The sequence below is a fragment of the Vibrio atlanticus genome (assembly GCF_024347315.1).
GTDB lineage: Bacteria > Pseudomonadota > Gammaproteobacteria > Enterobacterales > Vibrionaceae > Vibrio > Vibrio atlanticus.
The window spans coordinates 3,163,373-3,187,158 of record NZ_AP025460.1 but is presented as its reverse complement, the minus strand read 5'-3'; the positions used below and the strand labels follow the sequence as shown (position 1 = coordinate 3,187,158).

Here is a 23,786-nt window from a genome sequence, read left to right as displayed (position 1 = left end):
GTAAATCCTCCTTAATTAGAGGACTTACCATAATGATAATGGAAATCATTATCAACTGTGATCTTTGTAGGGGTATTACACTGGCAGGATAGGCAGGGTGATTTTGAGTTGTAATCCACCGAGCTGGCTACGGCTTGCAATGATGGTTCCGCTGTGTTGACGAATCGCACTTTCTGTAATGGTAAGCCCAAGCCCTGTGCCGCCGGAGTTACGATCACGAGCGGTTGAAACGCGGTAGAAAGGCCTAAAGATTGAATCTAGCTCATCATCAGGTACACCATCACCGTTGTCATTGACGCAAATCGTCAGCCGATCTTGGACAACATCGAATTGCACATCGACTTGGTCTTTCCCGTAATAGATGGCATTACGCGTAATATTGTCCAAGGCACTCATCAGCAGCTTAGGATTACCCGAAATAGAACGCTCTGGGATCTCTGAAAACGTCAGTAATTTACCCATCTGTTCAGCTTCAAATTCTGCATCTTTTAAAATCTCTTCCCATAAGCTCGAAATAGGCTGAACCTCACGAGTAATATGGCTGTCGACCTGCATGCGTGATAGCGTCAGTAGTTCACTGATCATTTGCTCTAAACGCTGAGCTTCCATATCGATACGTTCTAACTCTTGGCTCTCACCTTGTTTACGAATCGCAAGTGCATTCGCCATGCGTAGGCGGGTCAATGGCGAACGTAGCTCGTGTGAGATATCTGAAAGTAGGCGTTGTTGCCCTGAGATCATCTGGTTCACTGCTTCGACCATTTGGTTAAAGCTCTCACCCGCTTGTCTGAATTCTGAGGTGCCTTTTTCGAGTGTGGGATCGACCTCAAACTGACCTTTCGCCACACGTTGCGCTGCGCGTTCAAGTCTACGAGCAGGTTGGCTCAATGCCCAAGCTAACCATAATAGCAGTGGGGTACTTGCTAGCATTACCGCAAGCAATAACTGTAAAGGTCTATCAAATAAGCGCAGCAAAAATGGAGGAGGTTGGTTCCATTTTACTCCGGCATACATCAGTAATTCTTCTCCAGCGAGTGTGATAGGGACTGGCCCTGCTACCATGTAATGTCCGTATAACTTTTGCTTGGGTAATTCAGGGTTATCTATCGAGGTAACAAAATTACGAATCGCTTTAAGTTTGTAATTTGAGTGTCTTTTCGATGTAAGGACCGCGCCTTCAAGGTCGGTTAGGTAAATACGAGCACGAGAATCCTTGCGGCTACGCGGTGCCTCAAGTTGGAACACTATTTTTCCCAGGTTAGATTCTTTGGCGTAGCGCTTTTCTGTGAATTTAGCGATACGTTCGAGTTTATCGAGATGATCGGCAGGCACATCGCGCGCCACTCGCGGGTCTAAATGGGGAAGTGACAGTACCGACAAAAGCACCAGTAACATGGTGAACCAAAAGATAGCAAAGATACGTCCATATAAGCTGGTGATTTTAGGGATACGCATTAATCTTCCTCTACCAATAAGTAACCACGGCCTCGTAAGGTTTTGATGCGAGATTTACCGTCACTGCGTTCTGGAATTTTTTTACGCAGGTTGGATATGTGCATGTCTATCGCACGGTCAAATGCTGCAAGCCTTTTACCCAGAACATCCAAACTCAACGCTTCCTTGGTGATCACTTGCCCTGGGTTCTGGATTAGGTGACTCAGCAAAGCGAACTCGGTGGTGGTAAGATCGATAAGCTGGCCATTACAATAAGCTTCTTGTTTACCTGGAAATACTTCAATGTCTTGATATTGAATCTTATCACTGGCTGCTTTAGGAGCGGTGTTGATCTGCGTTCTACGTAAGATGGCACGAATACGAGCGAGCAGCTCTCGGTCACTGAAAGGCTTTGGCAAGTAATCATCTGCGCCAAGCTCAAGGCCAATAACACGGTCGATCTCTTCACCTTTAGCTGTCAGCATCAGTACTGGCGTTTCCCAATTTTCTCTTAGTTTCTTTAGCGTTTCCATACCGTTAAGGCGCGGCATCATCACGTCCAAAAGAATCAAATCTATCTCATCATTGATAGCTTCCAACCCCGCATAGCCGTCGTTGGCTTCGGAAACAGTGAATCCCTCAAAGCTCAGTATGTCTTTAAGTAAGCCGGTTAGCTCGGTGTCGTCATCAATAAGAAGAATGTTCGCCATTGGGAAGCCTTAATCAGTTGTTTATAGGTTAATAATACTGCTAATTATTCGTCAACTTTCACTCTTTACGATTCTTTACGCTTTCTAAACGTCGCTTTACGAGGGAAAGACTAATCTATATCTAAGCGCTGAAAACAAACGCAACACATGACTGATTATACCGAATTGAGGCAAAAATTATGAAAATGACTAAGAAACTTGTACTAGTAGCTGCGGCACTTCCACTTATGTTAGGTACAGCAAGCGCGTTCGCATATGGCGGTGGCGATAAAGGTGACCACAAAGGCATGCACGGCAAGTGTGGCGGCTTTGACAAAAAAGTGATGCGTCAACTGGATCTGACGGATGCTCAAAAAGCAGAGCTAAAAGAGATGCGTGAAGCGAACCGTGCAGAGATGAAAGCAAAACATTCAGGTAATAAAGCGGACAAGATGGCGCAGATGAAAGCGCACCACGAGAAAGTTCAAGATTTAGTTCTAGCCGATACCTTTGATGAAGCGGCGGCAAACGACCTAGCAAGCCAAATGGTAGAGAAGCAAACAGAGCGTCGTTTAACCATGCTGAAGAAGCAACATCAAATGATGAGCGTACTAACACCTGAACAGAAGACTCAACTGAAAGAAATCCAGCAAGATCGCATGGCTAAATGTGCGGACAAAATGGAAAAACGCATGAACAAAGATAAGTAATTCATGGTTTGAAAAAGCTGAATTGATTGAAAGTGTTTAGAAAGAAGCGGCCTAGTGCCGCTTTTTTTGATCTTTAAAATGAATGTATTAGATCCTAGCTGTCATATTCAATCGGTGTTTTGCGGGTTATACTTTGTGCTATCAGTCACTTTATAGCCAATTTATGAAACAAGAATACGCACGTTTAGTTACGCTCGCCGCTTGGGCTGCCACCATCATTGCCTCCATATTATTGGTTGTGAAGGTTGCAGCGTGGTGGGTGACAGGCTCAGTCAGTTTATTAGCTTCTGTTGTTGACTCACTGTTGGATATCGCCGCTTCTGTCGTCAACCTTGTGGTGGTTCGTTACTCTCTGCAGCCAGCTGATAAAGAACATACCTTTGGTCATGGCAAGGCCGAATCTCTTGCTGCATTAGCACAAGCGATGTTTATTTCTGGTTCAGCTTGTTTCCTTATTCTTAACGGTATTGAACGTTTCTTCCGACCGCATGAGCTGAACTCTCCTGAAATTGGTATTTATGTCAGCTTGTTCGCAATGGTCATGACCTTCGGTTTGGTTCGATTCCAAAAGCATGTTGTGAGCAAAACGGGTAGCCAAGCAATTGCGGCTGACTCACTGCATTATCAATCTGACCTCTATATGAATGCGGCGATTATGCTGGCGCTAGCACTGAGCTGGTTTGGTATCGGTCAAGCAGACTCGGTATTCGCGATTGGTATCGGCATCTACATTCTTTACAGTGCTTACCAAATGGCGATGGAAGCGGTGCAATCTCTACTTGATCACAAGCTACCCGATGAAGAGCTCAAGCAAATTAAAGAGGCATCGTTGAGTGTGGAAGGGGTACTGGGTGTACATCAACTAAGAACGCGCCGTTCTGGGCCTGTTCGTTTCATTCAATTGCATTTAGAACTCGAAGATAATATCCCACTGATTGAAGCACACCGCATTTCTGACGAAGTAGAGGACAAGCTTATTTCAGTGTTCCCTGATGCTGATGTATTAATTCATCAAGATCCATATTCGGTGGTGTTTGGCCCGGAGAAGCAGCAGAAATTCCATTCTTGGTAATAGGTGGGAAAAGCAGCCTGCAAATGGTAAGTGGGTGGATTTTGAACTAAAGTGAGTAAAAATTGCTAACTCAAAGGTGATTCAAAAATCACCTTAGTAACAATTAATGTTGATTCTGATGTGAATCAACAAAGTTATTGAGTAAAACTGTAATACTCTTACAGAAGTAGAAATGTTACATAATTTTACGTGATTTAAGTGCTATTCCTGTTGAGGAAATGTAACATAACGTACAAATATAGATTTAAAATCTTGTTGATATACAATCAGCAAGAACAAGAATTGAATAATAGATTCCCAAAAATCGAGGGTGAGCATGATTAAGAAGATCGGTGTTTTGACCAGTGGTGGTGACGCTCCAGGCATGAACGCAGCAGTTCGCGGTGTAGTTCGTACTGCGCTATCAGTTGGCATTGAAGTTTACGGCATTTACGACGGCTACCAAGGCCTTGTGGAAGACCGTATCGAAAAGCTTGACCGTTCAAGCGTATCTGACGTGATCAACCGTGGTGGTACTTTCTTAGGTTCTGCACGTTTCCCTGAGTTCAAAGACGTGGCTGTTCGTGAGAAAGGCATCGAGAACCTTAAGAAGCACGGTATCGAAGCACTTGTTGTTATCGGTGGTGACGGTTCTTACATGGGTGCTAAGAAACTGACTGAGATGGGTTACCCATGTATCGGTCTTCCAGGCACAATCGATAATGATATCGCGGGTACTGATTACACTATCGGTTACCTAACTGCGCTTAACACTGTTATCGATTCAATCGACCGTCTACGTGATACGTCTTCTTCTCACCAACGTATTTCTATTGTTGAAATCATGGGCCGTCACTGTGGTGACCTTACGCTTATGTCAGCAATCGCGGGTGGTTGTGAGTACATCATTACACCTGAGACTGGCCTAGATAAAGATCAGCTAATCAGCAATATCCAAGATGGTATTGCGAAAGGTAAGAAGCACGCAATTATCGCTCTAACTGAGCTAATGATGGACGCGAACGAACTGGCTAAAGAGATTGAAACGGCAACAGGTCGTGAGACTCGCGCAACCGTTCTTGGTCACATTCAACGTGGTGGTCGTCCTACTGCATTTGACCGTGTTTTAGCTTCTCGTATGGGCAACTACGCCGTTCACCTTCTTCAAGAAGGTCAAGGTGGTCGTTGTGTTGGTATCGAGAAAGAAGCTCTTGTTCACCACGATATCATCGACTGTATCGAGAACATGCAGAACCCAGACCGTTCTGAGTTGTTCCGCGTTGCAGAAGAGTTATTCTAAGCCAAGCTTAGCGTTCGCTTAAAAAATATTAAAAACCGCTGATTGTTCAGCGGTTTTTTTGTGCCTGTCGTTTGAGTTTTCACAAACGGCAGGCACAAAAAAGGCCAACCTAAGTTGACCTTTCATCTAATCTAAACGGTGAAGTTTAAATTAAGCTTTTGCTTCAGCTGCTGCTTTAGCGATAGCTGCGAAGCTTTTCGCGTCAAGTGCTGCGCCGCCAACTAGAGCACCGTCGATGTCTGGTTGTGCGAAGTAAGCTGCTGCGTTTTCTGGCTTAACAGAACCGCCGTATTGGATAACAACTTTCTTAGCAACGTCTTCAGATTTCTCTGCGATGTGTGCACGGATTTGAGCGTGGATGCGCTGTGCATCTTCAGCTGTAGCTGCTTTACCAGTACCGATAGCCCAGATTGGTTCGTAAGCGATGATAGCGCCTTCAAGAGCTTCAACACCTTGAGTGTTGATAACAGCGTCAAGTTGACGAGCACATACAGCAACAGTTTCGCCTGCTTCGTTTTGTGCTTCAGATTCACCGATACAAAGAACTGGAGTTAGGCCGTTCTCTTTTAGGAATGCGAATTTCTTAGCAACGAATTCGTCAGACTCAGCGTGGTATTCACGACGCTCAGAGTGACCGATGATGATGTGAGATGCGCCGAACTCTTTAAGCATTGCTGGAGACATGTCGCCAGTGAATGCACCGCTGTTGTTTAGGTCAGAGTTTTGAGCACCTAGAATGATAGCGCTGCCCGCTTCAGTAAGCGTACGCTCAGCAAGATCAACGAAAAGTGCTGGTGGAGCAACTGCTACGTCTACGCCTGTTACGCCTTCAAGTTCAGCGTTAAGACCGTTTAGTAGATCAACAACCATTTCTTTGCTGCCGTTTAGTTTCCAGTTACCCATAACTACAGGATGACGCATAGGAATATCTCCAAAGTATTTAAATAAATCGAATGTAAAAAAGTAAACTTTATTACGAAATAATATAACAGAATAATATCAACAGATCATGACTGTGGTCATGACTTTCTTGGATCTTACTCAATGGTCAGAGTAGATTTTGAGCAAATATCAGTGATCCGGCAGACAGAATAATAGCTAACTTCTCGGATTTTTCATCGTTAGTTGCTATTAAGGGACAAACGATTGCGTTAACAATAGGAAGTAATAATGCCGAATCTAGTTCTAGAGTACTCAAATTCAGTGGATGAGCGAGTGAATATCCAAGGTTTACTGGAAGACCTTCATCAAGTTACATTAAACTGTGGTTTGTTTGATGTACCTTCTGTGAAGTCTCGTTCACTACGCTGTCATAACTGGTTGGTCGGTGATGAAGAGGACAATGTAGATTTTGTTCATATTAGCTTCGAGTTACTTTCTGGACGTACTGAAGAACAGAAAAGAGAATTGTCGCGTTTGTTAATGCAAACCTTACAAGAACAGGCAAGCCATATCCGTAGCCTAACGGTCAACATACGGGATATGGATAAAAGTTGCTTTCAGAAAGTGATTAACTAGCTAAAAATAATCAACTAACTAAAAGTGATTCACTAACTATTTGCTGCTAACTTTTTGGTAGCGTATTAATTTTTGAGTGTTTTAAGATGTCGATGAAAGATTTACTGCTCTCTTTCAAAGGGAGAATTGGTCGTAAGACTTACTGGATTTGGAATATTTTCTACTACATAGCGATTACTGGTTTTGCTTCTGGTATCTCTGTGTTGTTCCCTGCTTACTCTTACATCCTACTGCCAGTATTCCTATTGCTGCTAGTGATCCCAGATCTTGCGGTCACCGCTAAGCGCTGGCACGACCGCAATAAGTCGAATTACTGGTTACTACTAAATGTGCCCCTAGTACTGGGTCGTTTGGCTTCGCCAATGGCTGCGACTACCACTGAGCCGGTATCGCCAATCCATATGGTTGCGACCGTTGCAGCGTTAGTGTGTGGCTTATGGATTCTGATTGAGTGTGGTTTGTTGAAAGGCACAGAAGGCCGTAATGATTACGGTGAAGATCCAGTTTAAAGATTGGATAATTCATCAGTAAAAAGGGAGCATTGCGCTCCCTTTTTTCTTTTTGATACTTTTCTACTTTTCTACTTTTCTACTTTTCTACTTTTCTACTTTTCTACTTTTCTACTTTTAGTACATTTTGGGTTCAGTATTCGGCCTGAAAGGCACGACATTTTCAGGTTTAGATTCTTCAAAACTACAGCGACCTTCGAGTGCTTCTTGGAATTTACAGACCTGACAACGAAGCTCTTGCATGAGCACGACATTAACATGATGTGGGTTTTTACAGCGACCGACCACCAAATCGATGTGACTTTGCTGAGCGCGTAGCCTGTCTCGCATAGTTTCTGAGGCCGAACAGATCATCTGTTCGCACATTTCGTGTTTGAATTGATTGAATGCTTTCGGATCGCTTTTGGCGAGTTGGACCAGTTCATCAAAGGGGGGCAGTTTTTGATTTGGCTGTGGCTGTGCCATGATTCCTTCCTTAGCATTAAGCGTGTTTCATATGCTTTAAGCTTAAGAAATAAATTTGTACAAATTTTAATCTATTCTCATTTTCTCAATATTGAGACGGAATCGGTGGGTTGGGACTAGCCCTTAGCGCTTGGTATTACGATAAAGGCGTGGGCGTTAAGGTATAAGTACAGCGTCTCTCGCCGGCAATAATGTGTTCAGTGCGGCTTACATGACACTCATTTTTGAGCAGTTCAGTGAAAACATTGAGCTCAGATTGGCATAGGCTAGGGCAACGAGTTGCTGCTTTGCAGATGGGGCAGTGGTTCTCAATTAAGATGTAGTGCTCATCATACTCTTGAAGTTCAGCCATGTAGCCTTCTTCTTCGCGAAGCTGTGTGAGTTTTTCAAGCTTACTCATGAGCGAATCACAGCCAGACAGTGCAGATTGATACTGCTTCAAAGTGTGTTGTTCTCGCTCGGCAGCAACCTTAGCCAACCCTTCTTTACCGAATAGATTTTCTACGGCATCAATTACTTGAATAGTGAGTTCACCGTGTCGGTCTGAAAACTGGCTATGGCCTTGTTGAGTCAGGGACCAGTGGCGAGTCGGGCGACCCACTTTTACTTTCACATCATGAAACGCGAGAATACCGTCATCTTCCAGACTTTGCAGATGTTGCCTTGCACCCATTGTCGTCATGCCAAACTCTTCTGACAGTTGTTTCGCGGTTACCGCGCCTTGACGCTTAATGGTCTGTAAGATTTTGTCGCTTGTTTTCATACTATCCCTACCTCATCAACCTCACTATTATGAGGCAAGGTGTTTATAAAGCAAACCATTTACTATATTGATGGGGATTTACTATATAGACAGCGTTTTACTCTAGCGACAGCAAATGGTGAGATTCTGGTGCACTAATAAAACAAAAGGCTGATACTTGGTATCAGCCTTGGAACATTTCTGTTAGAGCTAGTTTAGGTCTACAGGATGTGACCGATTACTTCTGGGTCTTTACGCTCTAGGTAGTGGATAGATTTGATGCGGCGAATCGTACGACAGCGACCACGGATAAGCAGAGTTTCTGTGGTTGCGATATTGCCTGTGCGAGTGATGCCCTCTAGAAGATCACCCTTAGTAATACCTGTTGCCGAGAATACAACATTATCGCTGCGTGCCATGTCTTCCATTTTCAAGACGATGCCTGCCGTTACGCCCATTTCTGCACAACGCTCTAGTTCAAGCTCACCGTGCTTGCGGTTCTCTTCTGTATCGCCTTTTACTTCATGACGAGGAAGAAGACGAGCGTGCATGTCACCGTCGAGTGCGCGAATAACAGCAGCAGAAACGACACCTTCAGGCGCGCCGCCGATGCAGTACATTACGTCTACTTCGCTGTCTGGCATACACGTTAGGATAGAAGCAGCAACATCACCGTCTGGCACAGCAAATACACGAACGCCCATGGCTTGCATGTCGGCAATGACTTGATCGTGACGAGGCTTAGCCAGTGTGGTTACTACTAGCGTATCGAGTGTTTTACCTAATGCTTTAGCGATGTTTTCTAGGTTTTCTGTTAGTGGCAGCTCTAGGTCAATCACGCCTTTAGCGCCAGGGCCAACAACCAATTTTTCCATGTACATGTCAGGCGCTTTAAGGAAGCTGCCTTTTTCGCCTGCAGCCAATACCGCCAATGCATTTGATTGACCCATAGCTGTCATGCGAGTCCCTTCAATTGGGTCTACGGCGATATCGACAGCATCGCCGCCCACACCGACGTTTTCACCGATATATAGCATAGGTGCATCATCGATTTCACCTTCGCCGATAACAATCTCACCGCTAATTTCGGTTTTGTTTAGTAGGCTACGCATTACTTCTACAGCAGCGCCATCTGCAGCGTTTTTATCGCCACGACCAAGCCACTTGTAACCAGCTAGTGCTGCACCTTCTGTGACACGAGAGAATGACATTGCTAAATCGCGTTTCATGCGGACTCCAAAATTATCAAAGGGGGAATAGAAATTTCGCGGCGAATTTTACCATATCCCAAAGGAAACGTTTGCTTTTTTGTTTTTTGGAGATTGCTCTCGATCAATTCGCAGTGGAAAACAGTTATTATTCATCAAAATAATCGGTTTGCCCTTGTGGCGGTAATCACTCACGTCAATATTCGGTAAAAAGCGCTGTTTTTTTCATCGAATGGCGCAAAATATCGAATATATTGAGTGTTTATCCTTGCTCTGCTGAGTAGAATGGGGAAATAAGTGGAGTGAACCTTCACCATCAAACGGATAACTTAAAGGTAGGCCAGAATGTCTTTTGAAGTACTAGAGCAGCTAGAAGCAAAAATTCAAACAGCAGTAGATACAATTGCACTTCTTCAAATGGAAGTGGAAGAGCTTAAAGAAGAGAAACAAGCACTAGCAACAGAAGCTGGTGAGCTTAAAGCAAGCCGTCACGAGCTAGAGCAAAAAACTCAGCAAATGCAGGAAGAGCATTCAGCATGGCAAGATCGCATCCGTAACCTTCTTGGTAAAATGGATGACGTAGAGTAATCGACTCTTCAGATTTAAAAAAACGCCCGCTACTCAGTAGCGGGCGTTTTCGTTTGTATTCTTATGCTTTGTGTTCTATGGCTTGTTTTATTATTTGAAGCTGAGTGAGTTACTCTGCCTCTTCTTCTTCAACATCCAGATCGAGTTCTACATCCAAAGGCTCTGCCGAAAGAATAATGCCAGTGTTGTCTGCATAGAGGTAATCTTCCGGTAAGAAGGTCACGCTGCCAAAGTTCACAGGTACATCCAATTCGCCGACACCTTCTTGGCTTGCACCCACAGGAATAGAGGCTAAAGCCTGAATACCAAGATTCATGTCTTCTAGCTCATCGACTTCGCGTACGCAGCCGTAAACCACAATACCTTCCCACTCATTGTCTTCAGCAAGTAGGGCAATCTCAGCATCGATCAGCGCTTTACGCAGTGAGCCGCCACCATCGATTAACAACACACGCCCCAAACCATCTTGTTCTAATACGGAGCGAATTAAAGTATTGTCTTCAAAACACTTTAATGTCGTGATCTGTCCTGCGAAGGATGCACGTCCACCGAAGTTGCTGAACATTGGCTCCACGACATCAACTTGATCCAAATATATGTCGCACAGTGCTGAAGTGTTGTATTCCATTAGTATACCTTTTGAACAATGAGCTTACTTTGAGTATATCGGTGCTTGATCCCTTTGCAATGATTAGTCTCATTTAACTCAATAGAGTTTGAGCTACGACAACCCCTGCAAACAATAGGTTAGTGACCAGTGAACATTTCACTATCACGGGCATCATTGGTGCAATCTGCGCTGGCTTTTCGGTTTCCCAAACGGCCTTACCGTGCTTATAAACAATAATAATGCTTAGTACAAACGGCAGGCTGATCCAGACCGGTTTTTCTTGAATCAGTAGGTAAATAGCGAAAGAGGCAAGGGCGAGCCCAAGCAGTGCAAAATGATAGTGCTTGGCTTTGCGTTGCCCTAGGCGAACCGCCATGGTGCGCTTACCACATTCGCTGTCGTTTTCGATATCACGCATGTTATTGATATTGAGTACCGCAACCGCCATCAATCCGCAGCCTAGTGCAGGCAGAAACAGGCTTGGTTCAACATGGCCAGTGTGTAAGAAATAAGTCCCTGAAACGCCTAACAAACCGAAGAAAATAAATACCGATAAGTCGCCAAGGCCAATATAACCATAAGGTTTATTGCCGACGGTGTAAGCGATGGCTGCAACAATGGCTAATACGCCCAACGCAATGAAAGATAAAATACTCTCAATCGAGGTTAAGGCATGAAAGATAAGAATCAGCCCAGCGAGCATGGTAAATACGATGTTGAGGATGATCGCTTGCTTCATGGTTTTCGCGGTCACCGCGCCAGATTGCATTGCACGTGTTGGCCCTAGACGGTTTTCGTTGTCTGTGCCTTTTACCGCGTCGCCATAGTCATTGGCTAAGTTCGACAGAATCTGTAATAGAGTGGCGGTTAAAAAAGCCAATAGTGCGATTGATAAAGAAAAATGACCACCAGCGAACGCTAAACTACTTCCTGTAAGAATAGAGACAAGTGCTAGAGGCAGAGTTTTTGGGCGTGCGGCATCAAGCCAAATCAGTAGAGATTGTTTCATCGTAGGTCTAATTCTTTGTAAGTCTTCGTTTCATACTGTGATTTGAGTATACGCCCATTTTTCGGGTAATAAAAAGCCCACTCGAAAGTGGGCCTTGAATTCGCTTATTAGCTGCTATTTCTTTGAGATAGAGCAATAAGTTGGAGTTTGGTGTGCTACAGGATGAAGCGGCTTAGGTCTTCGTCTTCTACGAGCTCGCCAAGCTTAGATATTACGTAAGCTTCATCAATCACCAATTTGCTGCCTGCTCGGTCTGTTGCGTCGAATGAAATCTCATCCATTAGGCGTTCCATGACGGTATGTAGACGACGCGCACCGATGTTTTCTGTGGTTTCGTTCACACGCCATGCTGCATCAGCAATTTGGTTGATGCCATCTTCAGTGAACTCAATGCTAACTTCTTCTGTTTTCATCAGAGCGATGTATTGCTCAGTCAGAGACGCTTTTGGTTCAGTCAGAATACGTTTAAAATCATGTGCTGATAGTGCTTCAAGTTCAACACGGATTGGCAGACGACCTTGCAATTCAGGGATCAGATCCGATGGCTTAGCCACTTGGAATGCACCTGAAGTGATAAACAAGATGTGGTCAGTTTTAACCATACCGTGCTTAGTTGATACTGTGCTGCCTTCGATAAGAGGGAGCAGGTCACGTTGAACACCTTCACGAGATACGTCTGGGCCAGAGCTGTCGCCACGCTTACAGATTTTGTCGATCTCATCGATGAATACGATGCCGTTGTTTTCAGCGTTGAAGATCGCGCTCTCTTTTAGCTCTTCCTGGTTCACAAGCTTCGCAGCTTCTTCTTCCGTTAGTGCTTTGAATGCGTCTTTGATTTTCATCTTACGCTTTTTCTTGGTGTCGCCAGCGAGGTTTTGGAACATGCCTTGTAGCTGGTTAGTCATCTCTTCCATGCCTGGAGGTGACATGATCTCAACACCCATTTGTGGCGCCGCTACATCAACTTCAATCTCTTTGTCGTCTAGCTTACCTTCACGCAGTTTCTTACGGAAAATCTGGCGAGTGTTTGAAGATGTGGTGTCTTCAGTTGATTGCTCGTTCTGACCCCAAGCATCACGCGCTGGTGGTAGAAGGGCATCAAGAATACGTTCTTCAGCTTGTTCTTCAGCGCGGTATTGTACTTTTTCCATCGCTTGCTGGTGCGTCATCTTGATCGCAACGTCCGTTAGGTCACGGATGATGGTTTCAACTTCTTTACCTACGTAGCCCACTTCAGTGAACTTAGTCGCTTCTACCTTGATGAAAGGCGCGTTTGCTAGTTTCGCTAGACGGCGAGCAATTTCAGTTTTACCTACACCGGTTGGGCCAATCATCAGGATGTTTTTTGGCGATACTTCAACACGTAGGCTTTCTTCAAGCTGCATACGGCGCCAGCGGTTACGAAGAGCGATAGCCACTGAGCGCTTAGCGTTGTCTTGGCCGATAATGTGGCGATTGAGTTCGTGAACAATTTCGCGAGGAGTCATCTCAGACATGGTTTTTCCTTAATTCTTTAATCACTGTTGAATACAACGTTATTGATGGAAGCGGTCGTTACTCTGGTTTTGGTAGCTCAACGGTGCTTTCTAGTTCTTCAATAGTGTGGTGATGGTTGGTGAATACACAGATATCGCCCGCAATGTTCAGCGACTTTTCTGCGATTTCACGCGCATCTAAATCTGTATTTTCTAATAGTGCAGTGGCTGCTGCTTGAGCGAAGTTACCGCCCGAACCGATAGCAATCAGGTCGTTCTCTGGTTGAACTACGTCACCGTTACCTGTGATGATCAATGAAGCAGTTTCATCCGCTACTGCTAGCAGTGCTTCTAATTTACGTAGAGCACGGTCGCTACGCCAATCCTTCGCCAGCTCAACGGCAGCTTTGGTTAGGTGGCCTTGGTGCATTTGCAGCTTGCTTTCAAATTTTTCGAATAGCGTGAAAGCATCTGCGGTACCGCCAGCAAAACCAGCCAGTACTTTGTTGTTGTATAGGCGACGTACTTTACGGGCATTGCCCTTCATTACGGTGTTGCCTAGAGATACTTGTCCATCACCCGCGATGACGACTTTATTATTACGACGTACAGATACAATGGTAGTCACGAGTAGGGCCTCTTAATATTTCTTATCTTTGGGTATAAAAAGTATATGAGGATGGTGCTCGGATAATTCAAGGAAGGTCGAGTGATGTCGCGCAACTTATCGGCGGAAGTTGTAAGGAAATTTGGCTAAAGGGTGTAGATAAAAGAAAACCTCCACAATGGGAGGCTTTCGGTGTTTGGTTTCCGGCTTTTGCTAAGATTAAGACTACGACTGCCGCTGAATCTAAAACTACTCGGTGTCTTTCCAAATAGCACAAGGTTCGATTTTCGCTCGCTGTAGCTTATGGCGATCTCGCTCTGCATCACGCTTCAATTTATATGGCCCTAGAACCACACGGTACCAGCTACTTCCATCCTTTTTACGGATTGAACTCGAGATACCTTGGAAAGCAATATCCAACTTACGTGCTTCAGCTTGGCTTGAGGTTTTGTACGCGCCACATTGCATTATGTAAGGGATCTTCGAGATCTGTTGCTCTTTGGCTTTTACTTCAATCTCACGACTTGGCAAGGTTTCAACGTAATCCCACTTCTCCTCTGGAGGTGGCGGAATTACTTTTGCTGGTTTCGGCTTAGGCTTTGGTTTGGTTACCACTGGAGTCGGTGCTGGCGGCTCAGGATCATTACTCAATAGGTAAAGGCCGTAACCAAAACCACCGGCAAGGAGGATCGCCAAAAGACCACTACGCCATGGTTTACGGCGAGGGGCTTGTTTCTTGGTCGGTTTTTTTGTGCCACGACCGCGCTTTACATAATCTCTATTAGCCACAAGACAATTCAATAGTTGCTGATTCTGCTCTCATGGTAATCCAGATTGAGCGAGGATAACAGTGCAGAAATGGAAGCGGCACATCAAAATGTGCCGCAGAATTATAAGGATATTTCTTCAGATTAGATTCGAGGCGGCGCTGTACTACCTCGAACGACTAATTTGGCTTCAAGCAGACGCGACCCTGCTTGTACATCGTTGCCTTTAAGTACGTCGAGCATCATCAACATTGCTTGGCGCCCAATCTCATAACGAGGCTGAGAAATAGTGGTTAGCGGTGGATCGCAGTATTGAGCGAATTGGATGTCATCAAAGCCGACAATCGATAGATCTTGAGGAACGCGTAAGCCTAATTTTTTCGCTTCTTGAATCGCGCCGATGGCCATCGCATCGTTATGACAGAAGATCGCTGTAGGCTGTTCAGGAAGAGCGAGTAATTGACGAACTGCTTGAGCGCCCGCTTCAAAGGTAAAGTCACCGACAGTGCTGTAGGCAGGATTCATTGATACCCCTGCACGACGTAGCGCTTGTTGGTAGCCTTGTTGTCGGAACTTACAAAGCGTTGCCGATATGGGCCCTGAGATTTGAGCGATACGTTTATGACCTAACTGAGCTAGGTAGTTCACCGCTTCAAATGCCGAGGTCAGGTTATCGATGTGTACGGTAGGGAGTTCAAGCTCTGGGGCAAACTCACACGCCATCACCATCGGCGGTAAATTTTTTTGTTCAGGCTTACTGACATCAAACGGGTGGTCGGTGCCAAGTAGTAGCATGCCGTCAGCTTGTTTCGTGAATACTAAGTTAACAAATGAAGACTCACGCTTCTTCTGTTGGCCGCTATCACCCAGTAAAACGAGGTAGTCATTTTCTACTGCGGCATCTTCGATACCACGAATGATCTCTGCGAAATACGGGTCACAGATATCAGGAACAATAGTGATGATGGTTTTTGATTCGTTGCGACGTAAGTTTCTAGCTAATGTATTGGGTGAGTATCCAGCTTCAAGTACTGCTGTCTCAACTCGCTTACGAGTAGAAACCGAGACTTTTTCAGGGTTCATCAATGCACGTGATACCGTGGCTGTTGAAACGCCTGCTAGCTGGGCAACATCCTTCATTGTCGCCATAAATTAAACCCTCTTTTTAATTCCTTTGCTGCCTAAGTATCTAAGGCATGAATAATAAATGTAATCGAATAGATATTGTGAAAGTGTTGCTAACACTTTTTTTATTGCAATATTTTATTCGTTTCACCCATGTAAAGTTACGGCTAGATTAACAAAAATCACATGACTAGTGTGAAGTTGCTCACGAGAAATATGAAATATTTGTGAACAAACTTATCATTAGTTTTAACCCAAGTGGGTTTAGCTCAGATCTTGCGGCTCAATATCGAGTGACCAACGGACTTTTTTCGCAGCGGGTAACATATTGATTGCTGGCTTGGCGCTCATTAATAGCTTTTGCATCAACGAGCGAGTCTGTGTTTGTAAAATAAGCTGCCAGCGAGATTTACCTGCTCGTTTGGCTAGTGGTGCAGGGGTTGGCCCTAGCACCATACAATATTGGTCAAATAACGGATGCGATTCCAATGTGTGGCGCACTTGACGCAAAAACTCTTCCACTAAGCGAGTGTCATTGGCTTCCGCTCTAAACAGAGTCATGAAGGTATAAGGCGGCAACATCGCTTGTTTACGCTCTGCTAATGCAGTCTGAGCAAAGTGGTTGTAGTTTTTGTGCAGTAATGCCTGTAATAAGCCGTGTTCTGGATGGTGAGTTTGTAAGATCACTTCCCCCGGCTTACTGGCTCGTCCTGCTCGACCGGCGACTTGAGTAAACAATTGGGCCAATCGCTCAGAGGCGCGGAAGTCACTGCTATATAAAGAGGCATCAACGTCCAGCAATGCCACAAGTGTGACATCTGGGAAGTGATGCCCTTTAGCAAGCATCTGTGTACCAATCAGAATTTGGTATTCACCTTTACGAATCGATTCTAACGCGCTTTCTAAACTACCTTTGCGGCGAGTGCTGTCTCGGTCAATGCGAATGGTTTTGTATTCAGGGAATAGTTGACCCAGTTGAGCCTCTAACTGTTCGGTACCAACCCCCACGGTTACTAAGTTCGCTGAACCACAACCTTGGCAATGATGCACGATATTCTGCTGTGAGCCACAGTGGTGGCAGCGCATCTCATTGCTGTATTGATGATAGGTGTAGTAGGCATCACAACGCTTACATTCTGCTGTCCAACCACAATCGTGACACATTAATGCGGGAGAAAACCCACGACGATTGAGGAACAACATCACTTGGTTGCCTGCTTTGAGGTGTCTTTGCATTTCAGCAATCAACGACGCAGACAAGCCACTTTCTAGATATTCACCCTTAACGTCCAACACTTTATTGGTGGTCGGCAGCGCGACACCTGCGCGTGAGGTCAGGGTGAGGTAACTGTATTTACCGATCTGAGCGTTGTGCAGCGTTTCAAAGGCCGGAGTCGCCGAGCCTAACACAACCGGAATCTGCGCTTTATGAGCACGCATGATGGCAACATCACGAGCGTGGTAGCGTAGGCTATCTTGCTGCTTATAAGAGGCGTCGTGCTCTTCATCGACAATAATAATGCCCAGATCCGCGAACGGTGTGAACAGAGCTGAACGAGTACCGATCACAATGCCCGCTATTTTATCACGCGCCGACAACCAAGCATTTAGTCGCTCAGAATCGTTTAAACCAGAATGGATAACCTCAACTGGAACATTAAAGCGTCGCTTAAAGCGGTTAATCGTTTGAGGGGTTAGACCGATCTCGGGCACTAACACTAACGCTTGTTTACCTTGGTCGAGAATCGGCTTGATCATATTCAGGTAGACTTCGGTCTTACCTGAGCCAGTTACACCCTCTAGCAAGAAGCAACCAAAGTCGGTTTGACTATTTACTGTCGCTATTGCTATAGCCTGTTCTTCATTGAGTTTTGGCTTATCTTGATCGTTTTCGAGCTCAACTGGCCACGGCTGGCGCTTCGGCTTTTTCTCTACTGATTCAACCCAGCCTTTCTCTTCCAACGTCTTAAGTACCGCGCTGCCCACTTCTTCATCAATGAATTCTTGATGGGGAACTGGGCCGTGCTCAAGCATGTGCATTACTTTGGCTTGTTTGACGGCACGGCCAAAGCCCTGCATCAGTTGATCTCTACCTGACGAGGTCAGTTGCCATTCAACAAGCGTCGCGAAGTCGGCCGCTTTGCCCTTTCGTAAGGCGCTTGGTAGTGCGTTGGCCAAGGTTTCACCTAGTGGATACTGATAGAACTGGCTGCACCATACCAAGAGTGAGTAGACCGATTCCGGCCAAACGGGTTGGTTGTCTAGTAAGGCTTTAATGGGCTTGAGTTTGTCTAACTCGAATTCAGATTCGTTAACCAGAGCCGTAACAATGCCTGTTAAGGTTTGTCGTCCAAAAGGCACAGAGACTCGACCGCCAATAATCGGAAATAGGTGGCTAGGAATCTTGTAATCGAACTGCTTGTCGAGTGGAACAGGCAGTGCCACACGGGCAATCATTGGACGCATAAAGGGACGGCTTTATCTGAGTTGACGAGAGCGAACAGTCTAATGGATAAGGGCGTTAAATTCGAGGAGCAGTTTAGATGACAGAGCTTACTTGAGGCTTGAATGCTACTGGAGCCAGAAAATAACGCTTAATAGAAGGTTTAAGGACAGTGTTGGTGAAAAATGTATCAAATCAGTTGATCCTACCTCACAGATTCATTACTATACTGCGCCTTAAAGGTATGGCTTTATCGCGGTTTAGTGATACAGCGGTGTCTTTATTTATTTTTTAACTACGTGTGGTGTCCGGCTTAGAATCGGATGGCGACGCGGCCTAATTGAGGTTTTCCCATGAAAGTTGGTATCCACCCAGAATACAAAGCAGTTTCTGCAACTTGTTCTTGCGGCAACACATTTGAGTTCAACTCAACGCTAGCAAAAGAATCAATCCACCTAGACGTATGTGACAAATGTCACCCGTTCTACACTGGTAAGCAACGTATCGTAGATACAGGCGGCCGTGTTGATCGCTTCAACAAGCGTTTCGGTGCTCTTTCTAGCAAGAAGTAATTCTCGCTATTTAGACATAAAAAGGACACTTCGGTGTCCTTTTTTGTTGCCTGAAATTTGAAAAAATACTGAATCGTATTTCATTATTAGCTCATTTAAAGTGGTAGGTTACTGGCGTAAATTTTATTTCATCGCTTACCCCAACACTCCTTCCTCGAAATTCGCTCTAAAGTTGAGCAGGCGACAGTAATTTCAACTGCCCACTGGTCTTATTAGTAGTGAAATCTCGTTTTTTAATGATACAGATGCTTCAACCACCTAGGAACTTTGAAGTACATCCATTAACATGAACAAGATCCCCCAAATAATAATATCCTAGGAACCTACACCTATGTCTGAAGACAGCCGCCAAGATCAATCCTCTCAAGCGTTATCATCTGAAAAATCGTTATCGCCTCAAGAACAATTCCGTCAGCAAGCTCTTGATTATCATGAGTTCCCAATTCCAGGCAAAATTGCCGTAGAACTGACGAAGCCTGCAAACTCTGCAGAAGACCTAGCACTGGCATACAGCCCTGGCGTAGCTGAGCCTGTTCGCGAGATCGCACAGAATGTCGATAATGTTTATAAGTACACAGGTAAAGGCAACATGGTTGCAGTTATCTCTAACGGTACTGCAATTCTTGGCTTAGGTAATCTTGGTCCTATTGCTTCTAAACCAGTTATGGAAGGTAAAGCGCTACTGTTTAAGCGTTTTGCTGGTTTAGATTCTATCGATATTGAAGTAAAACACCGCACAATCGATGAGTTCGTTGATACGGTTGCGAATATTGCAGATACATTTGGTGGTATTAACCTAGAAGACATCAAAGCACCAGACTGTTTTGAAATCGAGCGTCGCCTGATTGAGCGTTGTGATGTACCTGTTTTCCATGATGATCAACACGGTACTGCGATTGTAACGGCAGCGGGTATGCTTAACGCGATCGAGCTTCAAGGTAAGAAACTGGAAGAGTGTAAGATCGTTTGTTTAGGTGCTGGCGCAGCAGCGGTTGCTTGTATGGAGCTACTGATTAAGTGTGGCGCTCAGCGTGAGAAGATCTACATGCTTGACCGTAAAGGTGTGATCCACACTCGTCGTGATGACTTGAATGAATATAAAGAGCTGTTCGCAAATAACACCGACAAGCGCACGCTTGAAGATGTTATCGAAGGCGCTGACCTGTTCTTGGGTGTATCGGGTCCTAATCTGCTACCAGCTAAGGCACTTACGCTGATGGCTGATAAGCCTGTTGTGTTTGCATGTTCAAACCCAGATCCAGAGATCAAGCCTGAGCTCGCACATGAAGTTCGTTCTGACCTAATCATGGGTACTGGCCGTAGTGATTACCCAAACCAAGTAAACAACGTACTTTGTTTCCCATTCATTTTCCGTGGTGCACTAGACGTGCGTGCGAGCGAAATCAATGACGAAATGAAGCTAGCGGCGGTTAAAGCGATTCGTGAGTTAGCAAAAGAAGAAGTTCCAGCTGAAGTACTGGCAGCTGCGGGCGAGACTGCACTGGAGTTCGGTAAGGGTTACATCATTCCTAAGCCAATGGACCCGCGTCTGCTTCCTCGCGTTGCAAAAGCAGTTGCTGAAGCGGCTGTTGAGTCTGGCGTTGCTCGAATTGAGATGCCTGCCAACTATATGGCTTAATGCCTTAATAGCTGTTGCTCTATTGAGCGAAAAAGAATAATAAAAAACCGACTCATAGGAGTAATGCCGATCGTTTAAGAAGACTTGAACGATCTTGCAGTTAGCAGATAATCCCCATCAACAACGTTGATGGGGATTTTTTTATGCTTGAACAAGAATTAGCAATGGCACACGAGACCATTGAAGATGCCGACAATTATGAATCTGTTGTCGACGCCATTCAGATTGAGTGGATAGAACAAGCTCTTCTTGAAACCAATAAAGCGAGCATAAGACGACGTCGGCTTCCCGCTCAGCAAGCTGTCTGGTTAGTTATTTGGATGGGGCTGCAACGCAACATGTCTATCAAAGAGGTGTGCAGTTCATTAGACATTGCACTTCAGCCTAAACCTGAAGATAGCTGGTCTCGTGTTGCACCCAGTGTCCTAACTGATTCACGCCGACGTCTAGATGAGAGTCCGTTAGCGGCTCTGTTTCACACAACGGTAAAGGCTTGGAATGGAGATATCCTTCAACAAGACAAAGACTTAGAGCTTAATGTTCTTGCTGTCGATGGGACAACATTTAGGTGCCAAGATTCCCCAGAGAACGCTGAAGAATTTGGGTTCATCTCTAAAAAATTGAAACCTTACCCTCAACTTCGTTTAGTCGCTTTGATGTCAACAGAAACTCGAATGATTATGGGGGCGGCTTTTGATGGCTGTCATGTCGGTGAAACGACCTTAGCTAAGCGCCTATTCAATGATATCCCCGCACATTCATTGACCTTATTTGATCGTTGTTATTTCTCGGCAGACCTCTTGTTGTCGTGGCAAGAGAGTGCGGAAAATGCTCACTGGTTAATGCCTGCAAAGCGTAAGCTACGCTATGAAGTGTTGGAGAAATATGCGGAGAACGACATGCTCATCTCAATGCCCATCTCTCCTCAAGCTCAACGGCAGAATCCGAATTTACCCGCACGTTGGGAAGCCAGATTAGTCCTATATCAAGAGCCAAAAGGTGAGATAAAAGGTTTTATTACTTCACTTACAGACCCTAGTAGATACTCGCTAGAAAGCCTGCTGCGTATTTATTGGCAACGCTGGGAGATAGAAGAAGGTTATGGTGAAATTAAACAGACTCAACTGCAAAGTCACGTCACTTTACGAAGTCGTTTTTCTGCCGGTGTGAAGCAAGAGCTGTGGGGCGTATTACTTGCCTATAACTTAGTGCGATTAGAGATGGTTAAGATAGCTTCAGAAGCCGGGGTTCGAGCGACTAGGGTCAGTTTTACCGCCGCAATTAACCTTATTGATGCGCAATTACGTTGGTTAGCTTTAAGTCCAGACGGAACTCTACCTGTAAAACTGAAAAGGATGAGAGACAGTTTGAGTCACTTCATTCTTCCAGATAAAAGAAAGGACCGAACGTTTCCACGTTCAGTCCTCTTTGTCCCAGCCAAATATCCGTTCAGGTTCAAGCAATAATGCTTATCCGAACGGCATTAGACTCATAGGAGTCGGTTTTTTTATGTCTATCATTCACAGCGCAGCTACAGATAACGTAGTGGGTGATGTGACAAATAGGGTTCAGCTATAGCGAATCAATAATGAAGGCGGTGACTGAGTTGTTTTTATTCTTCGTCAAACGCTTCGAACTCGATGCCCATCTCTGTCATCAGTTTTTTGACTTCAGTCGGGATGTCGTCTGGACGATCTTTACGAAGGTCTTCATCCGTTGGCAGTGGTTGGCCTGTGTACGCATGTAGAAAGGCTTCGCACAGTAGCTCACTGTTTGTTGCATGGCGTAGGTTATTGATCTGGCGGCGAGTGCGCTCGTCAGTAAGAACCTTTAACACTTTTAGAGGGATAGAAACTGTAATTTTCTTTACTTGTTCGCTTTTCTTTCCATGCTCAGCATATGGGCTTATGTATTCACCATTCCAGTCGGCCATTGCGTACCTTCATCACTTTAGTTGTTAGAATAAATTAATAGTGCTGATTTTAGCGGGATTTACTGCCATAAGCAAAGACATATAGACGTCCGGAAGTGTTGACGTCTCACGTTTATGAAAGTAAAGTGAGTAACATATATCTAACACAGCCACAAAATGCCGACAAGCAGCTGTGATTCTCAGACGCAAAACTTGTAAGGAAGCACCTATGAGCAGCCGGAAGCCAGCAACCATCGCAGTACGTACTGGCATCGAGTCAGACACGCAACACCATGCCGTTGTCCCACCTATTTATCTTTCGACTAACTATGGGTTTCCCGCTTTTGGTGAAGTGCCAAAGTATGATTATACCCGCTCTGGTAACCCAAACCGCGGTCTATTAGAAACGGCACTGTTTGAGCTTGAGTCTGGTAAAGGTGCGGTTGTCACTAACTGTGGTACGTCGGCACTTAACTTATGGGTATCCGCTTTCTTAGGTGGCGATGATCTTATTATTGCACCGCACGACTGCTATGGCGGTACTTACCGTCTGTTTAACACACGTTCACTCAAAGGTGACTTCAAAGTTCTGTTTGTTGATCAATCGGATCAAGCTGCACTGGATGCGGCGATCGCGCTTAAGCCAAAGTTGATCTTAATCGAAACGCCATCGAATCCATTGGTTCGTGTGGTTGATATTGCAGAAACTTGCCGTAAAGCGAAAGAAGTAGGTGCTCTGGTTGCTGTCGACAACACGTTTTTGACGCCTGTGTTCCAAAAGCCTTTAGAGCTGGGTGCGGATTTTGTTATCCACTCAACCACTAAATACATCAACGGACACTCAGATGTCATTGGTGGTGTTGTAGTTACTAAGACAGAAGAGCACGCTGAAGAGCTAGCATGGTGGGGTAACTGTATTGGTGCAACCGGCACACCATTTGATAGCTACATGACGCTACGTGGTATTCGTACGCTAGGTGCGCGTATGCGTGTTCACGAAGAGAGCTCACGTGAAATTCTGACGGCTCTGCAACAACAAGATCTGGTGGGTACGATTTACCACCCAAGCCTGACTGAACACCCGGGTCATGATATTGCCAAGAAACAGCAATCAGGTTTTGGCTCAATGTTGAGCTTTGAATTTGCGGGTTCATTCGAGGCACTTAAATATTTTGTGGATAAATTAGAGCTATTTTCTTTGGCGGAATCATTGGGCGGTGTTGAAAGCCTGATTTGTCATCCAGCGTCGATGACTCACCGTGCTATGGGCGAAGAAGCATTGGCAGAAGCGGGTGTTTCTCAACAATTACTGCGCCTTTCTGTTGGCCTTGAAGATGCAGAAGACTTGATTGATGATCTCAAGCAAGCGTTTGAAAAAACACAAGGCTTTATCGCAGAAGGGGAGGTTTAATA

At 45.1% G+C, this 23,786-nt stretch carries 24 protein-coding genes; 10 read left to right on the top strand and 14 right to left on the bottom strand.

Annotated elements, in window-relative coordinates:
• Positions 1-75: 75 nt before the first annotated feature.
• On the bottom strand, positions 76-1,455 hold the full coding sequence (gene cpxA / locus OCV30_RS14405) for an envelope stress sensor histidine kinase CpxA (protein WP_065679743.1): 1,380 nt from the start codon (positions 1,453-1,455) through the stop codon (positions 76-78).
• A complete protein-coding gene (locus OCV30_RS14400) occupies positions 1,455-2,144 on the bottom strand; it encodes a response regulator (protein WP_009844719.1) in 690 nt (229 codons plus the stop codon). The genes cpxA and OCV30_RS14400 overlap by 1 nt, the downstream gene beginning before the upstream one ends.
• Before the next feature lie 179 nt (positions 2,145-2,323).
• Here OCV30_RS14400 and OCV30_RS14395 point away from each other — a divergent pair, with 179 nt between their 5' ends.
• The 3 genes from OCV30_RS14395 (at position 2,324) to pfkA (ending at position 5,184) form a co-directional block, all read left to right on the top strand.
• Positions 2,324-2,833, top strand: coding sequence for a CpxP family protein (locus OCV30_RS14395; protein ID WP_012604971.1), 510 nt, complete (start codon positions 2,324-2,326; stop codon positions 2,831-2,833).
• Between the two features lie 163 nt (positions 2,834-2,996).
• Positions 2,997-3,905 (top strand): CDF family cation-efflux transporter FieF, encoded by a 909-nt coding sequence (gene fieF / locus OCV30_RS14390; RefSeq protein ID WP_009848870.1) that lies wholly within the window; start codon positions 2,997-2,999, stop codon positions 3,903-3,905.
• A gap of 316 nt (positions 3,906-4,221) precedes the next feature.
• Positions 4,222-5,184, top strand: a complete 963-nt coding sequence (pfkA, locus tag OCV30_RS14385; RefSeq protein ID WP_009848871.1) for a 6-phosphofructokinase — start codon at positions 4,222-4,224, stop codon at positions 5,182-5,184.
• A gap of 150 nt (positions 5,185-5,334) precedes the next feature.
• Here pfkA and tpiA read toward each other — a convergent pair whose 3' ends face one another.
• Positions 5,335-6,105: a triose-phosphate isomerase gene (gene tpiA, locus OCV30_RS14380; protein WP_012604968.1), complete on the bottom strand. Its 771-nt coding sequence runs from the start codon at positions 6,103-6,105 to the stop codon at positions 5,335-5,337.
• 249 nt (positions 6,106-6,354) lie between these two features.
• Between tpiA and OCV30_RS14375 the strand changes: the two genes are divergently transcribed.
• Positions 6,355-6,702: a 5-carboxymethyl-2-hydroxymuconate Delta-isomerase gene (locus OCV30_RS14375; protein WP_004729703.1), complete on the top strand. Its 348-nt coding sequence runs from the start codon at positions 6,355-6,357 to the stop codon at positions 6,700-6,702.
• 86 nt (positions 6,703-6,788) lie between these two features.
• A complete protein-coding gene (locus tag OCV30_RS14370) occupies positions 6,789-7,211 on the top strand; it encodes a DUF805 domain-containing protein (RefSeq protein WP_009848873.1) in 423 nt (140 codons plus the stop codon).
• A gap of 117 nt (positions 7,212-7,328) precedes the next feature.
• Here the strand turns inward: OCV30_RS14370 and OCV30_RS14365 are convergent, their stop codons facing one another.
• From OCV30_RS14365 to glpX, 3 genes are all read right to left on the bottom strand, one after another.
• Positions 7,329-7,676 (bottom strand): DUF3135 domain-containing protein, encoded by a 348-nt coding sequence (locus OCV30_RS14365; protein WP_065679742.1) that lies wholly within the window; start codon positions 7,674-7,676, stop codon positions 7,329-7,331.
• A gap of 136 nt (positions 7,677-7,812) precedes the next feature.
• Positions 7,813-8,439: a helix-turn-helix transcriptional regulator gene (locus OCV30_RS14360; RefSeq protein WP_065679741.1), complete on the bottom strand. Its 627-nt coding sequence runs from the start codon at positions 8,437-8,439 to the stop codon at positions 7,813-7,815.
• A 200-nt stretch (positions 8,440-8,639) separates the two neighbouring features.
• Positions 8,640-9,647 carry a class II fructose-bisphosphatase gene (gene glpX / locus OCV30_RS14355; protein WP_009848876.1) on the bottom strand — a complete coding sequence of 336 codons (1,008 nt, stop codon included), beginning with the start codon at positions 9,645-9,647 and terminating at the stop codon, positions 8,640-8,642.
• A 324-nt stretch (positions 9,648-9,971) separates the two neighbouring features.
• Between glpX and zapB the strand changes: the two genes are divergently transcribed.
• Positions 9,972-10,214, top strand: coding sequence for a cell division protein ZapB (gene zapB, locus OCV30_RS14350; protein ID WP_009848877.1), 243 nt, complete (start codon positions 9,972-9,974; stop codon positions 10,212-10,214).
• A gap of 109 nt (positions 10,215-10,323) precedes the next feature.
• Here the strand turns inward: zapB and rraA are convergent, their stop codons facing one another.
• The 7 genes from rraA to priA form a co-directional block, all read right to left on the bottom strand.
• Entirely contained in the window at positions 10,324-10,842 is a 519-nt protein-coding gene (rraA, locus tag OCV30_RS14345) for a ribonuclease E activity regulator RraA (protein WP_065679740.1), read from the bottom strand.
• 73 nt (positions 10,843-10,915) lie between these two features.
• Entirely contained in the window at positions 10,916-11,833 is a 918-nt protein-coding gene (locus OCV30_RS14340) for a 1,4-dihydroxy-2-naphthoate polyprenyltransferase (protein ID WP_065679739.1), read from the bottom strand.
• Positions 11,834-11,988: 155 nt separating this feature from the next.
• Entirely contained in the window at positions 11,989-13,329 is a 1,341-nt protein-coding gene (gene hslU / locus OCV30_RS14335; protein ID WP_065679738.1) for an HslU--HslV peptidase ATPase subunit, read from the bottom strand.
• A gap of 58 nt (positions 13,330-13,387) precedes the next feature.
• A complete protein-coding gene (gene hslV / locus OCV30_RS14330; RefSeq protein ID WP_004729692.1) occupies positions 13,388-13,936 on the bottom strand; it encodes an ATP-dependent protease subunit HslV in 549 nt (182 codons plus the stop codon).
• Positions 13,937-14,164: 228 nt separating this feature from the next.
• Entirely contained in the window at positions 14,165-14,704 is a 540-nt protein-coding gene (locus OCV30_RS14325) for an SPOR domain-containing protein (RefSeq protein WP_009848881.1), read from the bottom strand.
• A 122-nt stretch (positions 14,705-14,826) separates the two neighbouring features.
• Positions 14,827-15,831, bottom strand: coding sequence for a DNA-binding transcriptional regulator CytR (gene cytR / locus OCV30_RS14320; RefSeq protein ID WP_009848882.1), 1,005 nt, complete (start codon positions 15,829-15,831; stop codon positions 14,827-14,829).
• Between the two features lie 240 nt (positions 15,832-16,071).
• A complete protein-coding gene (gene priA / locus OCV30_RS14315) occupies positions 16,072-18,273 on the bottom strand; it encodes a primosomal protein N' (RefSeq protein WP_065679737.1) in 2,202 nt (733 codons plus the stop codon).
• Positions 18,274-18,603: 330 nt separating this feature from the next.
• Here priA and rpmE point away from each other — a divergent pair, with 330 nt between their 5' ends.
• From rpmE to OCV30_RS14300, 3 genes are all read left to right on the top strand, one after another.
• Positions 18,604-18,822, top strand: a complete 219-nt coding sequence (rpmE, locus tag OCV30_RS14310) for a 50S ribosomal protein L31 (protein ID WP_009848884.1) — start codon at positions 18,604-18,606, stop codon at positions 18,820-18,822.
• 331 nt (positions 18,823-19,153) lie between these two features.
• Positions 19,154-20,461 carry a malic enzyme-like NAD(P)-binding protein gene (locus tag OCV30_RS14305; protein WP_065679736.1) on the top strand — a complete coding sequence of 436 codons (1,308 nt, stop codon included), beginning with the start codon at positions 19,154-19,156 and terminating at the stop codon, positions 20,459-20,461.
• Positions 20,462-20,604: 143 nt separating this feature from the next.
• Positions 20,605-21,927: an IS4-like element ISVbsp1 family transposase gene (locus tag OCV30_RS14300; protein ID WP_009845967.1), complete on the top strand. Its 1,323-nt coding sequence runs from the start codon at positions 20,605-20,607 to the stop codon at positions 21,925-21,927.
• 146 nt (positions 21,928-22,073) lie between these two features.
• Here OCV30_RS14300 and metJ read toward each other — a convergent pair whose 3' ends face one another.
• A complete protein-coding gene (metJ, locus tag OCV30_RS14295; protein ID WP_004729686.1) occupies positions 22,074-22,394 on the bottom strand; it encodes a met regulon transcriptional regulator MetJ in 321 nt (106 codons plus the stop codon).
• A 208-nt stretch (positions 22,395-22,602) separates the two neighbouring features.
• On the opposite strand from metJ, the gene OCV30_RS14290 reads away from it, so the two are divergent.
• The gene (locus tag OCV30_RS14290) at positions 22,603-23,784 is read left to right on the top strand and encodes an O-succinylhomoserine (thiol)-lyase (protein WP_065679735.1); all 1,182 of its coding nucleotides are present in this window, start codon (positions 22,603-22,605) and stop codon (positions 23,782-23,784) included.
• Positions 23,785-23,786: the final 2 nt, after the last annotated feature.

Bases quoted from the DNA above. Each gene is read 5' to 3' on its own strand.
- priA (WP_065679737.1), bottom strand. From the start codon at position 18,273: ATGCGTCCAATGATTGCCCGTGTGGCACTGCCTGTTCCACTCGACAAG.
- OCV30_RS14375 (WP_004729703.1), top strand. From the start codon at position 6,355: ATGCCGAATCTAGTTCTAGAGTACTCAAATTCAGTGGATGAGCGAGTG.
- OCV30_RS14290 (WP_065679735.1), top strand. From the start codon at position 22,603: ATGAGCAGCCGGAAGCCAGCAACCATCGCAGTACGTACTGGCATCGAG.
- pfkA (WP_009848871.1), top strand. From the start codon at position 4,222: ATGATTAAGAAGATCGGTGTTTTGACCAGTGGTGGTGACGCTCCAGGC.
- OCV30_RS14370 (WP_009848873.1), top strand. From the start codon at position 6,789: ATGTCGATGAAAGATTTACTGCTCTCTTTCAAAGGGAGAATTGGTCGT.
- OCV30_RS14395 (WP_012604971.1), top strand. From the start codon at position 2,324: ATGAAAATGACTAAGAAACTTGTACTAGTAGCTGCGGCACTTCCACTT.
- OCV30_RS14365 (WP_065679742.1), bottom strand. From the start codon at position 7,676: ATGGCACAGCCACAGCCAAATCAAAAACTGCCCCCCTTTGATGAACTG.
- hslU (WP_065679738.1), bottom strand. From the start codon at position 13,329: ATGTCTGAGATGACTCCTCGCGAAATTGTTCACGAACTCAATCGCCAC.
- cpxA (WP_065679743.1), bottom strand. From the start codon at position 1,455: ATGCGTATCCCTAAAATCACCAGCTTATATGGACGTATCTTTGCTATC.
- metJ (WP_004729686.1), bottom strand. From the start codon at position 22,394: ATGGCCGACTGGAATGGTGAATACATAAGCCCATATGCTGAGCATGGA.
- rpmE (WP_009848884.1), top strand. From the start codon at position 18,604: ATGAAAGTTGGTATCCACCCAGAATACAAAGCAGTTTCTGCAACTTGT.
- OCV30_RS14305 (WP_065679736.1), top strand. From the start codon at position 19,154: ATGTCTGAAGACAGCCGCCAAGATCAATCCTCTCAAGCGTTATCATCT.
- zapB (WP_009848877.1), top strand. From the start codon at position 9,972: ATGTCTTTTGAAGTACTAGAGCAGCTAGAAGCAAAAATTCAAACAGCA.
- tpiA (WP_012604968.1), bottom strand. From the start codon at position 6,105: ATGCGTCATCCTGTAGTTATGGGTAACTGGAAACTAAACGGCAGCAAA.
- OCV30_RS14300 (WP_009845967.1), top strand. From the start codon at position 20,605: ATGCTTGAACAAGAATTAGCAATGGCACACGAGACCATTGAAGATGCC.
- OCV30_RS14360 (WP_065679741.1), bottom strand. From the start codon at position 8,439: ATGAAAACAAGCGACAAAATCTTACAGACCATTAAGCGTCAAGGCGCG.
- rraA (WP_065679740.1), bottom strand. From the start codon at position 10,842: ATGGAATACAACACTTCAGCACTGTGCGACATATATTTGGATCAAGTT.
- OCV30_RS14340 (WP_065679739.1), bottom strand. From the start codon at position 11,833: ATGAAACAATCTCTACTGATTTGGCTTGATGCCGCACGCCCAAAAACT.
- fieF (WP_009848870.1), top strand. From the start codon at position 2,997: ATGAAACAAGAATACGCACGTTTAGTTACGCTCGCCGCTTGGGCTGCC.
- OCV30_RS14400 (WP_009844719.1), bottom strand. From the start codon at position 2,144: ATGGCGAACATTCTTCTTATTGATGACGACACCGAGCTAACCGGCTTA.
- cytR (WP_009848882.1), bottom strand. From the start codon at position 15,831: ATGGCGACAATGAAGGATGTTGCCCAGCTAGCAGGCGTTTCAACAGCC.
- glpX (WP_009848876.1), bottom strand. From the start codon at position 9,647: ATGAAACGCGATTTAGCAATGTCATTCTCTCGTGTCACAGAAGGTGCA.